The 13406-nt window shown below is 64.8% G+C and carries 15 protein-coding genes; 6 read left to right on the top strand and 9 right to left on the bottom strand.

Features of this window, described 5'->3' with window-relative positions; all coding sequences use genetic code 11:
* Positions 1-41 precede the first annotated feature (41 nt).
* The 5 genes from U5768_RS24805 to U5768_RS24785 form a co-directional block, all read right to left on the bottom strand.
* Positions 42-968: a CysB family HTH-type transcriptional regulator gene (locus U5768_RS24805; protein ID WP_322033030.1), complete on the bottom strand. Its 927-nt coding sequence runs from the start codon at positions 966-968 to the stop codon at positions 42-44.
* A gap of 101 nt (positions 969-1069) precedes the next feature.
* Positions 1070-2125, bottom strand: coding sequence for a sulfate ABC transporter ATP-binding protein (locus tag U5768_RS24800; protein ID WP_322033029.1), 1056 nt, complete (start codon positions 2123-2125; stop codon positions 1070-1072).
* Positions 2126-2127: 2 nt separating this feature from the next.
* Positions 2128-3108, bottom strand: a complete 981-nt coding sequence (cysW, locus tag U5768_RS24795; RefSeq protein WP_322033028.1) for a sulfate ABC transporter permease subunit CysW — start codon at positions 3106-3108, stop codon at positions 2128-2130.
* Positions 3105-4004, bottom strand: coding sequence for a sulfate ABC transporter permease subunit CysT (gene cysT, locus U5768_RS24790; RefSeq protein WP_322033027.1), 900 nt, complete (start codon positions 4002-4004; stop codon positions 3105-3107). Before cysT ends, cysW begins: the two co-directional genes overlap by 4 nt.
* Before the next feature lie 129 nt (positions 4005-4133).
* Positions 4134-5192, bottom strand: coding sequence for a sulfate ABC transporter substrate-binding protein (locus tag U5768_RS24785; protein WP_322033026.1), 1059 nt, complete (start codon positions 5190-5192; stop codon positions 4134-4136).
* 291 nt (positions 5193-5483) lie between these two features.
* Between U5768_RS24785 and lexA the strand changes: the two genes are divergently transcribed.
* From lexA to U5768_RS24770, 3 genes are all read left to right on the top strand, one after another.
* The gene (lexA, locus tag U5768_RS24780) at positions 5484-6134 is read left to right on the top strand and encodes a transcriptional repressor LexA (RefSeq protein WP_042268621.1); all 651 of its coding nucleotides are present in this window, start codon (positions 5484-5486) and stop codon (positions 6132-6134) included.
* Positions 6135-6229: 95 nt separating this feature from the next.
* Positions 6230-6607 carry a hypothetical protein gene (locus tag U5768_RS24775; protein WP_322033025.1) on the top strand — a complete coding sequence of 126 codons (378 nt, stop codon included), beginning with the start codon at positions 6230-6232 and terminating at the stop codon, positions 6605-6607.
* A 117-nt stretch (positions 6608-6724) separates the two neighbouring features.
* Entirely contained in the window at positions 6725-7393 is a 669-nt protein-coding gene (locus U5768_RS24770) for a DUF2939 domain-containing protein (RefSeq protein ID WP_322033024.1), read from the top strand.
* Positions 7394-7466: 73 nt separating this feature from the next.
* Here U5768_RS24770 and U5768_RS24765 read toward each other — a convergent pair whose 3' ends face one another.
* Positions 7467-7934, bottom strand: coding sequence for a universal stress protein (locus tag U5768_RS24765; protein WP_322033023.1), 468 nt, complete (start codon positions 7932-7934; stop codon positions 7467-7469).
* Between the two features lie 303 nt (positions 7935-8237).
* Here U5768_RS24765 and nodI point away from each other — a divergent pair, with 303 nt between their 5' ends.
* Together nodI and U5768_RS24755 are read left to right on the top strand one after the other, a co-directional pair.
* Complete coding sequence (gene nodI, locus U5768_RS24760; protein WP_322033022.1) at positions 8238-9152, top strand: nodulation factor ABC transporter ATP-binding protein NodI; 915 nt, start codon at positions 8238-8240, stop codon at positions 9150-9152.
* A 58-nt stretch (positions 9153-9210) separates the two neighbouring features.
* Positions 9211-10047, top strand: a complete 837-nt coding sequence (locus tag U5768_RS24755; protein ID WP_322033021.1) for an ABC transporter permease — start codon at positions 9211-9213, stop codon at positions 10045-10047.
* A 15-nt stretch (positions 10048-10062) separates the two neighbouring features.
* Here the strand turns inward: U5768_RS24755 and U5768_RS24750 are convergent, their stop codons facing one another.
* The 3 genes from U5768_RS24750 to U5768_RS24740 form a co-directional block, all read right to left on the bottom strand.
* A complete protein-coding gene (locus tag U5768_RS24750) occupies positions 10063-10485 on the bottom strand; it encodes a hypothetical protein (protein ID WP_322033020.1) in 423 nt (140 codons plus the stop codon).
* A 104-nt stretch (positions 10486-10589) separates the two neighbouring features.
* Positions 10590-11651, bottom strand: coding sequence for a permease (locus U5768_RS24745; RefSeq protein WP_322033019.1), 1062 nt, complete (start codon positions 11649-11651; stop codon positions 10590-10592).
* A gap of 220 nt (positions 11652-11871) precedes the next feature.
* Positions 11872-12924: an NADP(H)-dependent aldo-keto reductase gene (locus tag U5768_RS24740; RefSeq protein ID WP_322033018.1), complete on the bottom strand. Its 1053-nt coding sequence runs from the start codon at positions 12922-12924 to the stop codon at positions 11872-11874.
* A gap of 175 nt (positions 12925-13099) precedes the next feature.
* On the opposite strand from U5768_RS24740, the gene U5768_RS24735 reads away from it, so the two are divergent.
* On the top strand, positions 13100-13342 hold the full coding sequence (locus U5768_RS24735; RefSeq protein ID WP_322033017.1) for a hypothetical protein: 243 nt from the start codon (positions 13100-13102) through the stop codon (positions 13340-13342).
* Positions 13343-13406: the final 64 nt, after the last annotated feature.

Here is a 13406-nt window from a genome sequence, read left to right as displayed (position 1 = left end):
AAGCGATCCACCGCGCCCCGGGAAAATCAACCTGCCGCTTTTCAGGTCGCTTCGCGCAACTGGCCCGCGATCTGCTGCTCGGTCAGTTGCGGCGCGAACATTTCGATGAGGCGGTACGCGTACTGGCGCAGGAACGCGCCTTTACGCAGACCCACCCGCGTCGTGCTCGCGTCGAACAGATGCTCCGTGTCGAGCGCGACGAGTTCGCTGTCGCGCTTCGGGTCGTAGGCCATCGCCGCGACGATGCCCACGCCCATGCCGAGTTCGACGTAGGTCTTGATCACGTCCGCGTCGATGGCGGTGAGCACCACGTCGGGCACCACGCCCGCTTTCGCGAACGCCTGGTCGATATGCGAGCGGCCCGTGAAGTCCTGGTCGTAGGTGATGACCGGATATTCGGCCACGTCTTCGAGCGTGATGTTTTCGCGGCCCACGAGCGGATGCGTCTTCGGCACGACCACCACGTGATGCCACGAATAGCACGGGAACGTCACGATATCGGGGAAGCGGTCGAGCGCCTCGGTCGAAATGCCGATGTCGGCCTCGCCGTTGATGATCATCTGCGCGATCTGCTGCGGATTGCCCTGGCGCAGCGCGAGATGGACCTTCGGAAACACTTCGCGGAACCGGTGCACGACCTTGGGCAGCGCATAGCGCGCCTGTGTGTGCGTCGTCGCGACCACGAGGTGGCCGCTGTCCTGATCGGCGAACTGGCGCGCCACGCGGCGCAGGTTTTCGGCGTCGAGCAGCATGCGCTCGATTAGCTGATGCACCGCCTTGCCCGGCTCCGTGAGGCCGGTCAGGCGCTTGCCGCGGCGAATGAAGATGTCCACGCCGAGTTCGTCTTCGAGATCCTTGATCTGCTTCGAGACGCCCGACTGCGAGGTGTAAAGCACGTTCGCCACCTCGGTCAGGTTCATGTTCTGCCGCACGGCTTCGCGCACGAAACGCAACTGCTGAAAATTCATGGTCTTCTCTCCGGGACTGCCGACCGATTATTCGTTTTTGTCGATGCGAGTACTGTAACGCGCATTGGGCCGTGACCTGAGCCGCGCTTCCAGTCGCCGATTCAGGCAGGAAACACGCGCAGTCCGCGCGGCACCGCCGTCACGCCCTCGCCCACCGCGAGGCCCAGCGCGCGCCACGACTCGCGGTCGAGTTCGGCTTCGAGCGCGCCGCCCGTGCGGCTCTCCAGCTCCACGCGCACCGAGCCGCCCAGCGTCACCACGCGCCGCACGTCGACGACGATGCCGTCGCGATGATCGCTCGCTTCGCGGTGCAACACGAGGTCGTGCGGGCGCACATAGGCGAGCGCCGGGCCTTCGAAGCTGGCGTGCACCGAAATCGGCTGTGCCGCGCCTTCGGCCACGAAGCCGCGCGCATCCACGCTGCCGCGCAGCCGGTTCGCGGCGCCGAGGAACTCATAGACGAACGCCGTCTGCGGATGATCGTAGACGTCCTGCGGGCTGCCCACCTGCTCCAGATGCCCGTGATTCATCACGACGATGCGATCGGCCACTTCGAGCGCTTCTTCCTGGTCGTGCGTGACGAAGATTGTCGAGATGTGCAGGTCGTCGTGCAGGCGGCGCAGCCACGAACGCAATTCCTTGCGCACCTTGGCGTCGAGCGCGCCGAACGGTTCGTCGAGCAGCAGCACCTTCGGTTCGACGGCGAGCGCACGCGCGAGCGCGATGCGCTGACGCTGGCCGCCCGAAAGCTCGGACGGATAGCGTTGTGCGAGCCAGTCGAGCTGCACGAGCTTGAGCAGTTCATGCACCTTCTCGCGAATCACGGCATCGGAAGGCCGCTCGTTGCGCGGCTTCACGCGCAGGCCGAACGCGACGTTCTCGAACACCGTCATATGGCGGAACAGCGCGTAATGCTGGAACACGAAGCCCACCTGACGCTCGCGCGCGCCCACTTCGCCCACGTCCTGTCCTTGCAGCACGACCTGGCCCGCATCGGCGTATTCGAGGCCCGCGATCACGCGCAGGAGCGTGGTCTTGCCACAACCGGAAGGTCCGAGCAGCGCAACCAGTTCGCCCGGCGGAAAGTCGAGCGAGACGTTGTCGAGGGCGGTGAAGTCGCCGAAGCGCTTGTGCAGATTGCTGACGGTGATGCCCATGGTTACGGCTCCCCTACTTGAATCGGTTGGCGCACGGCGCGCGCCGTTGCGTGTTGTGTCGCGTGCTGCGAGATCTGTTGCGCGGCCGCGTGTTGCGGACCGGCGTAGGCGGGAATGTCATCCGCGCCGCGCACTTCCGCCGAAAGGCGGCGCTCCGCGAGCAGCTTCAGCCCCAGCGTGACGAGCGCGAGCAACGCGAGCAGCGACGCCACGGCAAACGCCGCCGCGAAGTTGTACTCGTTGTAAAGAATTTCGACGTGCAGCGGCATCGTGTCGGTCTGCCCGCGAATATGGCCCGACACCACCGATACCGCGCCGAACTCGCCCATCGCCCGCGCATTGCAGAGAATCACGCCATACAGCAAGCCCCAGCGGATGTTGGGCAGCGTCACGCGGCGGAACATCTGCCAGCCCGAGGCGCCCAGCACGTGCGCGGCCTCCTCTTCGTCGTTGCCTTGCGCCTGCATCAGCGGAATCAGTTCGCGCGCGACAAAAGGAAACGTCACGAAGATCGTGGCGAGCACGATACCTGGCACCGCGAAGATGATCTGCACGTTGTGGTCTTCGAGCCACGGCCCGAGCCAGCCCTGCGCGCCGAACATCAGCACGTAGATAAGGCCCGAAATCACGGGCGAAACCGAAAACGGCAGGTCGATCAGCGTGGTGAGCAACGCCTTGCCGCGAAACTCGAACTTGGCGATCGCCCACGAAGCCGCGAGACCGAACGCCAGATTCAGCGGCACGGCAATCGCCGCGGTGATGAGCGTGAGCTTGATCGCGGAGAGCGCGTCGGGGTCGACGAGCGACGCGAAGTAGAACCCAACGCCCTTCGAAAGCGCCTGCCAGAACACGGCCACGAGCGGCACCACCAGAAAGAGCGCGAGAAACGCGAGCGCGACGCCCGTGAGCAGCCAGCGCACCCAGGCGGCTTCGGTAACGGGGTCCGGGCCGCGCGTGCCTCGTCGTTGCGGCAGCGTGCTCATTGCGCCCCTCCCGCGACGGTTGCGCCCACAACGGCATGCGGCGCGCTGCCGCCCGAAACGCCCCGGCTCGTGCGGCGTTGCAAATACCATTGCAGCAAATTGATGAGAAGCAGCATGACGAACGAGACGCACAGCATCACCACGGCGAGCGCCGTTGCGCCCGCGTAGTCGTATTGTTCGAGCTTCGTGATGATGAGGAGCGACGTGATCTCCGATTTCATCGGCACGTTGCCGGCGATGAAAATGACCGAGCCGTACTCGCCCAACGCGCGCGCGAACGCGAGCGCGAAGCCCGTGAGGAGCGCGGGCAACACGGCGGGCAACACGACGCGCCGGAACGTGAGCCAGCGCGAGGCGCCGAGGCATGCGGCGGCCTCTTCCTGCTCGCGCTCGAAGTCCTCTAGCACCGGCTGCACCGTGCGCACGACGAACGGCAGGCCGATGAAGGTCAGCGCGACGAGCACGCCGAGCGGCGTGAACGCGATCTTCAGACCGAGCGGCTGCAGGAACTGGCCGATCCAGCCGTTGCCCGCATAGACGGCGGCGAGCGAAATACCCGCGACGGAAGTCGGCAGTGCGAACGGAAGATCGACGAGCGCATCGATCACCCGCTTGAACGGGAACGTATAGCGCACGAGCACCCACGCGAGCAGGAAGCCGAACACGGCGTTGATCAGCGCGGCGCCGAGCGCGGCCGTGAACGTGAGACGGTACGACGCGATCACGCGCGGCGACCACACGGCGCGCACGAACTGGCTCCAGTCGAGCGTCGCCGTCTTGAGGAAGGTGGCGGCAAGCGGAATGAGCACCACGAGGCTCAGGTAAGCCACCGTGATGCCGAGCGTCAAGCCGAAGCCAGGCAGCGCACTGGGCTTGCGCAATCGAAACGTTGTCATGCTCGTCTTCCAGACATGGGTTGCGCGCTTGCCGGTTCGCAGGCGGCGCCGAAAAGCGCGCCCGTGGGCGCGCTTTATTGTTATGCGGCCGCGTCGTTATCGACTGCTGACCGGTGCTTCAGTGCGGCTTTACTGCGGCTGATAAATCGAATCGAACACGCCGCCATCGGCGAAATGCGTCTTCTGGGCGTTGGGCCAGCCGCCGAACGTGTCGTCGACCGTGTAGAGCTTCAGCTTCGGAAACTTCGCCGTGAGCGCGGCCGGAACCTTGTCAGAACGCGGGCGGTAGAAGTTTTTCGCAGCGATCTCCTGGCCCTCTTCGCTATAGAGGAACTGCAGGTAGGCCTCGGCTTCCTTGCGCGTACCCTTCTTGTCGACGACCTTGTCCACCACGGCTACCGGGGGCTCGGCCAGAATGCTCACCGAAGGCACCACGATCTCGAACTTGTCCGGACCGAACTCCTTGAGCGAGAGAAATGCTTCGTTCTCCCATGCAATCAGCACGTCGCCGATACCGCGCTGCACGAAGCTCGTCGTCGCGCCGCGCGCGCCCGAGTCGAGCACGCCCGCGTTCTTGTAGAGCTTCGAGACGAAGTCTTTCGCCTTCTGCTCGTTGCCGCCCGGCTGGTGCAGCGCATACGCCCACGCCGCGAGATAGTTCCAGCGCGCGCCGCCGGAGGTCTTCGGATTCGGCGTAACGATCGAGACGCCCGGCTTGGTGAGGTCGTCCCAGTCCTTGATGTGCTTCGGATTACCCTTGCGCACGAGAAACACGATGGTCGACGTGTACGGCGAGGCGTTGTCGGGCAGGCGCTTTTGCCAGTCCTTCGCGACGATGCCCTTGTTGGCGAGCGCGTCGATGTCCCATGCCAGCGCGAGCGTCACGACGTCGGCCTGCAGGCCATCGAGCACCGAGCGGGCCTGCGCGCCCGAGCCGCCATGCGACTGCTTGATGGTGAGCGTTTCGCCCGCCTTCGCCTTCCACTGCTTGATGAAGGCTTCGTTGATGTCCTGATACAGCTCGCGCGTCGGATCATAGGAAACGTTGAGCAGCGACGTATCCGCATGAGCGGCCACAGGCGCCATCGCCGCCATCGCCGCCACGCCGACGAGCGGCGCCACGCCGATAACCAGTTTTGCCGCCAGCGATTTGAGCCAGCCCGCGCGCCCCGTATGTGTCGTGCCCATCTATCTGTTCTCCGTTTTCGTGTGTGCCCGTCTGCGCTTTTAATGAATTGCCGCTAACGATGGAGGCCAGTCTAGCGATCTGCTTACATTATTAAAAATGATGTTTTCTTATTTTTTAATACGCAAAAGTGGTAAGGACAGAGGAAGGCGACGCCGCAGCGCGGTTTCGTATGCCCAAACACAGGAAAGCGGCGCGATAGCAACGCTCGATTGACGAACTTCAAGTAACACTTGAAAAGTCACGAGTACTGTATAAAAATACAGTTACCTGTTCAAACATACAGTGGCGCCATGACCAAACTCACCGCACGACAGCAGCAGGTTTTCGATCTGGTTCGCCGGGCCATCGAGCGCACGGGCTTTCCGCCCACACGCGCCGAGATAGCGGCGGAACTCGGCTTCAGCTCGGCCAACTCCGCGGAGGAACATCTGCGCGCGCTGGCGCGCAAGGGCGTGATCGAACTGGCTGCGGGCGCCTCGCGCGGCATCCGCCTCGTGCCTGGGCCCGACGACCTGCCGCACCAGTTCACGCTTCCACACCCGAGCATCATGCAGCTCTCGCTGCCGCTCGTTGGCCGTGTCGCAGCAGGTAGCCCGATCCTCGCGCAGGAGCACATCTCGCAGAACTACATGTGCGACCCGGCGCTCTTCTCGAGCCGCCCCGACTACCTCTTGAAGGTGCGCGGTCTGTCCATGCGCGACGCTGGCATTCTCGACGGCGACCTGCTCGCCGTGCAGAAGAAAGCCGAAGCGAAAGACGGGCAAATCATCGTGGCGCGCCTGGGCGACGACGTCACCGTGAAGCGCCTGAAGCGCCGTCCGAACGGGCTCGAACTGATCGCCGAGAACCCCGATTACGACAATATTTTCGTCGAGGCCGGCAGCGCGGAATTCGCACTGGAAGGCATAGCGGTCGGCCTGATCCGCCCGACCGAATTCTAAGAAATCCGTCTGAATTCATCTGAATTCACCCGAGTCCGTCTGAGTCCGTTGGCGCGCGGTGTTGCACATCGTTTGCGCACTACCTGGAGAGAGTCATGGAACGCCTTGCCCGCTTGCTGCCCTTCCGTCAATTCGGCCGTCTTCGCCACCTCCGTGGAATCGCCTCGTGCGCGGTCCGCGAAGTGCGCGATTCGGCTGCCGCGCTGAGCGGCTCCCTCTTCGAAGACTCGCCGGAAATGGTGGCGGCCAGCACGGCCGACCTGCCCGCGCTGCCATCGGCCCAGCCGGCGTTTGCCCGCGTGTCGCTCAACAGCTCGCTCAATACCGAACAACCGATGCGACGGGCGCCCGTACGTGTGTATCAAGGCCCTTCGCGGCTTATCCTCGTGGGCACGGTGGACGCGGTCTGCCGCGCGATCGACCGCTGCATTGCCGAGCAGCACAGCGATCTGCCCGCGGCGCTCGCGAAGTAAGCGCGCACTGCGTCAAAACGCGACGCAAATGTGAGTAGAGGTTACTGTCGGGATCGTTTGGCCAGGTTTGCGGTCAACATCGTGTTTGAACGATTTGCCCTAATTTGCCCTCAGCCGATGACGGAATCCCTCTCTACCCCGCGTAAGACCCAAGGCTGGAAGAAACCCGTTGCGATCGCAGTTGCGCTCGCCATGGTGGTTGCCGCGCTTGGCTACGCTTATGCGTCGCCGTATATCGCGGTGAAACACATGAAAGCGGCCGCCGACGCCCGCGACGCCGCCACGCTCAACGAGTACGTCGATTACCCTGCGCTGCGCTTGAGCCTCAAGCAGCAGGTTGGCGATGAACTGCATCGGCGCGTTGAGGCCCAGCACAGCAGCAATCCGCTGCTGCTGCTCGGCGCCGTGATTGGCGCGGCGCTGATCGGTCCGCTCGTGGATGCCTACGCAACGCCGGACGGCGTGGCCGCGCTGCTCAACGGCATGCCGCCGACAGCCAAGCCCGGCGACCGGCCGCAGCCGCCTGCGCCCGCGGAGTCCGGCGCGCAATCTGCGCAAGCCCCGCAACCGGCACCTGCCGCGCCACCGGCCCCGGTAGCCTCCGGCAATCCCGCGCCCGAGGCTCGGCCGGTCACCGCGGCCGGCTATCGCGGGCTCAACGAATTCGCGCTCACATGGGATCGTAGTGATACGGGCGAGCACTATGCCGCCATTCTGCAGCGTCACGGGCTCTTTTCGTGGAAACTCTCGGCGGTCGAGCTAAACGAAGGCAACGCCTCGAACTAAGGCAGATCGCCGGTAAAGGTGGAAACAGGCCGGCTCCGTACGAGCCGACCTGCATGGATCCCGCTTGATTCCCCTAAGCAGCGGCTTGCTGCTTTTCCTCGGCCGCCGACGAACAGGCGACGAGAATGCTGCACGACACGCGGTCGAGCAGCGGTGTGTTGCCCGCGCCCATCCACCAGCGCGACAGCCCAGTGCGGCAGCGGTGGCCCACCACCACGAGGTCCGCATTGAGTTCGTTGGCCAGATTCGCAATTTCGTCGATCGGATGCCCGAACGCGAAGTGCCCCTGAGCGCGCACGCCGCGCTCGGTTAGCCAGTCCACGCCTTCCTGAAGGATTTCACGCGCCGTTTCCTCGAAGCGGCCGCAGGCCACGTCGGTCAGCAGGCCGGCGCTCTGGGCAATCGTCGAACGCATATCGACCACCGAGAGCAGATGCGTTTCCGCCTGCAGATCGAGCGCAAGATCGGCGCCGCAACGCAGCGCCTTGCGGCCTTCGCGCGAGCCGTCGTAACAGAGCAGAATTTTTTTATAGCTCGCCATAATCGCTTCTCCCCGCCCGCGTGATTTGCAGGCTATGCGATTCTTATGATGGTGCGCCGCAATTCCGCACGCAAGGGCTGGAAAACGCCAGGTCGACATCGAAGCGCGCCAGAATACGGGGGAATGCTTGCCTCGACATGCATTCGCTTTATGCATCGTGCACCAGCTTCGAGCGACACGCAGCCCGCGCCTGACCCATAGCGCAGCAATGCACTAAAATGGGCCGCCTTGTTGCGCGCGATTTTTCGTTCGAATCTTCATTCGACTCGCGCAGCGTCCGTTCGACTCACGCTCAACCGGTCCATGCCCGCACCCGCCATCGAATTCGAGCAGGTCATCAAACATTACGGAGACAGGCCGGTCGTCGACGGCCTGTCGTTCAACGTCCTCCCCGGCGAGTGCTTCGGGCTGCTCGGCCCCAACGGTGCCGGAAAAACCACGACGCTGCGCATGCTGCTCGGCATCGTGTCGCCCGATGCGGGTCGTATCAGCCTGTGCGGGGAGCCGGTGCCGGCACGCGCGCGTCACGCGCGCCAGCGCGTGGGCGTGGTGCCGCAATTCGACAATCTCGATCCCGACTTCACCGTGCGCGAGAACCTGCTCGTGTTCGGCCGCTACTTCGGTTTGTCGGCGCGCGAAACGCGCGACCTCGTGGCCCCGCTGCTCGAATTCGCGCGTCTCGAAAGCAAGGCCGACGCGCGCGTGGGCGAACTCTCCGGCGGCATGCGCCGGCGTCTCACGCTCGCGCGGGCGCTCGTGAACGACCCCGATGTGCTCGTGATGGACGAGCCCACGACGGGCCTCGATCCGCAGGCCCGGCATCTGATCTGGGAGCGGCTGCGCTCGCTGCTCGCGCGCGGCAAGACGATTCTACTCACCACGCATTTCATGGAGGAGGCCGAACGGCTTTGCAATCGCGTCTGCGTGATCGAGGAAGGCCGCAAGATCGCCGAGGGCGCGCCCAAGGCGCTGATCGAATCGGAGATCGGTTGCGACGTGATCGAGGTGTACGGCCCGGACCCCGCCGCGCTGCGCGACGAACTCGCTGCCGATGCGAAGCGCACCGAGATCAGCGGCGAGACGCTGTTCTGCTACGTCGACGATCCCGCGCCCGTGCATGCGAAGCTGCGCCACCGCTCCGATTTGCGCTACCTGCACCGGCCAGCGAATCTCGAAGACGTGTTCCTGCGGCTCACGGGCCGCGAGATGCAAGATTAGCGGCGGCAGGATTAACAGCGGCACGATTAACGGCAACGCTCGAATCGCCAAGGACACCATGCAGACACGCACCAACAACCCGACGCGCACGCGCCCCGCCCATGCGAGCGTGCGCGAGCCGCGCGCCGCGCTGCCTTCGAACGCCACGCACTGGGTGGCCGTGTGGCGGCGCAATTATCTGGTGTGGCGCAAGCTCGCCCTCGCCTCGATGTTCGGCAATCTCGCCGATCCGATGATCTATCTCTTCGGTCTGGGCTTCGGGCTCGGGCTGATGGTCGGGCACGTGGACGGCGTCTCGTACATCGCGTTCCTCGCGGCGGGCACGGTGTCGTCTTCGGTGATGATGTCGGCGAGCTTCGAGTCGATGTACTCGGGCTTCTCGCGCATGCACGTACAGCGCACGTGGGAAGCGATCATGCACACGCCGCTTACGCTTGGCGACGTCGTGCTCGGCGAGGTCGTGTGGGCCGCGAGCAAGTCGATGCTCTCGGGCGCGGCGATCATGGTGGTGGCGGGGTTGCTCGGCTACGCGAGCTTTCCTTCGATGCTGCTCGCGTTGCCCGTGATCGCCCTCGCGGGCCTCGCGTTCGCAAGCTGCGCAATGATCGTCACCGCGCTCGCACCGTCATACGACTTCTTCATGTTCTATCAAACACTCGTGCTCACGCCGATGCTGCTGCTCTCGGGCGTATTCTTCCCGATCTCGCAGTTGCCCGCGGCCGCGCAGCACATCACGCTGATGCTGCCGCTCGCGCATGCCGTGGCGCTGATCCGCCCCGCGATGCTCGACCGGCCTGTCGAGCAGGCAGGCCTGCACCTATTCGTGCTCGCCCTCTACGTGGTCGTGCCGTTCGCGATCGCTTCGGTGCTGTTCCGCCGGCGCATGATGCGCTAAAGCATCGCGAGACACTCAGTCCTCGTCATCGCCCCAGGGAATATCGACATCCGAAATAAATGCGACGGTCGCGAACGGGCCGCCTTCCTGGCGTCCGAGCTTGCCGTCGGCGCGATGCCATTCCACGCGGAACATCGTCGATTGGGTCTGCGCGAGCAAACGCACCGTTCGGATTTCTTCCGGGTCCGACTCCTCCACCGGACCATCGAGCGAAACCAGCAGCGACTGCGGCCAGAGACCATCGGCCGGGTCGTAGATGCGATCGCCGTCGGGAATCGAGGTGTCCGCCTCGACGCCGATGGTGGCCGAAGCCTCGACGATCATCTTGCCTAGCGCGCGCAGCACCGCCGTCGCGCGGGCCGAATTGGCCTGGCGAATGGCGAGGTCGCCACGCGTGAGCGCCTGCTCGAGTTTCGGATTGGTTTTTTGCTTTGCCATGCTGGTTTTCGGGCCGCGGCCCGCTCCGTGACGGACGGCGAACCGCCCGCGTATTACAAGAATGCCAACGCTGGACGCATGGCGTCTGCCTGATCGCGCCGTCCCTAGAATCCCAGCGCAACCGCTGCGAGCCCGCCGGCAATGCCGAAGAACACCACGGTCGAGCCGACGATGGCGAGCATGCGCGGCCGGAACGAGCCCGCCAGCATCGCGAACGACGGCACGCTCACGGGCGGCAGCGTCATCAGGAGCGCGCCCGCCGGGCCCACGCCCATGCCGAGCGCGAGCATCGCCTGGATGATGGGGACCTCGCCGGCCGTGGGAATCACGAACAGCATGCCGACCACCGCGAATGTAACGATCCAGCCCAGGCTGCTCGTCACTTCCGGTCCGATGTGCGGGAAAAGCCATGCGCGCGCGGCGCCGAGCACCAGCACGAGCACGATGTACTCCGGCACGAGACGCACGGCCATGCGCGCAAAGATACGCGCCCAGCGCACGAAGACGTTGCCGCCTTCGGCCTGTTGCTGGGCGAAAAGCGCAAGGCGGTCGTCGGCAGCGCGCGACTCCTCGGGCGTGACAAGCCGGTTGCAGGCCCAGCCGAGGCCGAACACCATCAACAGGCCCAGCGTGAGTCGCAACGCGCTCCACTGCCAGCCGAGCACGAAGCCCATGAACACCAGCGTGGCGGGGTTGAGCACGGAGTTGCCGAGCCAGAATGCAATCGCGCCGCCGGCCGATGCATTGCGGGCGCGCAGGCCCACGACCACGGGCGCGGCGCAGCAGGTGCACATCATGCCGGGCACCGCGAGCAGGCCGCCCGCCGCCACGCTGCCAAAGCCGCGCCGGCCGAGCACGCGCGCGACCCATTGCACGGGAAGGAGCGCCTGCACGCCGGAGCCGAGCAGGAGACCGAGCACCATGGCCTGCCAGATTGCCTTGCCATAGGCGAAAGCGTAATCGAGCGCGGCGGAGAACGAGGGCTCAGGGGCCGCAGCCGCGCCGCCCATCAGAATCGATTTGCCGATGGAATGGGTTTCCTCGGCGGTGAACGCGCGGTGATAGTACGGAAACCACTTCACGTAGAAGAGGCCGGCCACCGCCAGCAAAATAAATATGGGCCAGCCATAAGACGGCGGCGATTGCGCTGGACGGGCACTCGTCATTGTGAAATTTCTCCGGATTGAGCGTATGGGCGGCCTGCGGTACGCCGTCAGGTGACGCGCGCGTGGCGCGTCACCGATGGCGCCCTAACCGGCGCATGCTGGATCGTAGTGTATGCCTTGCGAATCGCCAACGATTTTGCGGCTTCGACCTTCGCGCGGCGCCGCGCGGCCCGGCAAGCAACCGCGCGGCTTCGCCGCTTTCCCGCCTACCCCGTGACTCTCAAGGGGCCGGATTCGGCTGCTGCTCGTGCAGCGCGTCGATCTGCGCGAGCAGTTCGGGCGCGAGCTTGACGCCGGCGCTGGCGATATTTTCCTTCAACTGGTCGAGCGAGGTTGCGCCGATCAGATTGCTCGTGAGGAACGGCCGGCTGTTGACGAACGCCAGCGCGAACTGCGCGGGCGTGTAGCCATGCGCCCGGGCGAGTTCCACGTAGCGGGTCGTCGCGGCGACCGATTCCGGCTTGCTGTAGCGCTTGAAGCGCTCGAACCGCGTGATGCGCGCGCCTTCCGGCCGCGCGCCGCCTTCGTACTTGCCCGAAAGCCAGCCGAACGCGAGCGGCGAATACGCGAGCAGGCCCACGCGTTCGCGATGCGCGAATTCGGACAGGCCGCTCTCGAAGGTGCGATTCAGGAGGCTGTACGGATTCTGGATGCTGACGATGCGCGGCAGCCCGAGCTTTTCGGCGGCGCGCAGGAACTGGGCGACGCCCCACGGCGTTTCATTCGACACGCCGATATGGCGGATCTTTCCCGCCTTCACGAAATCGGCGAGCACGCTGAGCGTTTCCTCGATCGGCACCGTGTAGGCGTCGTCGAGATACGGATACATGTTGCGGCCGAAGGTCATCGTGCTGCGGTCGGGCCAGTGAAGCTGATACAGATCGACGTAGTCGGTTTGCAGACGCTTCAGGCTACCGTCGAGCGCTTCAGTCAGATTCTTGCGGTCGAACTGGTTCTGCGGCCCGCGAATGTGCTGCGGATTGTGCGGCTGGCGCGCCGGGCCCGCGATTTTGGTGGCGAGCACGATGCGCTCGCGCGCCGCGCGATGCTGCGCAAGCCACGTCCCGATGAAACGCTCGGTCTGCCCTTGCGTCTCCGGACGCGGCGGCACGGGATACATTTCGGCGGCGTCGATGAGCGTCACGCCCTGATCGAGCGCGTAGTCGATCTGCTCGTGCGCCTCGCGCTCCGTATTCTGCTCGCCCCACGTCATCGTGCCGAGCCCGATCAGGCTCACCTTGACGTCGGTATCGCCGACTGTGCGGTATTCCATGGAAACGTTATCTATCCGTTCGGTTTGGGGAACGCCGAAACTATCACGCCGCGGAAATTTTTTCAGGGAATGCTGAATCCGGCCGAACCCATCCGGATGCGCCCCAGCCGGTCATGGCGCCGTTCGACAGAAGACGTGCCAGAATCCGCACATGCGCCTACGAGGAGACATCGGCATGGAAAACCGACGCAGCTATGAATACATGGGGTTCGACATGACCGCCGGGGTGGACGGCGACCACGAAGCCGGCTTTTTCGTCTCGACGCAAATCATCCAGAGCCTCACGGACGCCGAAAACGCGACCGTGCCGGTGGACGGCGTCGCCGCCGGCCGCTTTCCGACCCAGGACAACGCCTTCGACGCGGCCTTCGACCGGATTCGCGAGGCCATCGACAAACACGTGCGCGCGGCGTCCTGAGCTTTATCCCGAGCAACGCCAACCAAAAAGCAAAAAGCCGGACGTCGAGCAACGACATCCGGCC

The sequence above is a fragment of the Paraburkholderia sp. J76 genome, assembly GCF_905220295.1.
Lineage (GTDB): Bacteria > Pseudomonadota > Gammaproteobacteria > Burkholderiales > Burkholderiaceae > Paraburkholderia.
Note: the sequence above shows the minus strand (reverse complement) of the source record. Positions and strands in the feature narration are given on the sequence as shown.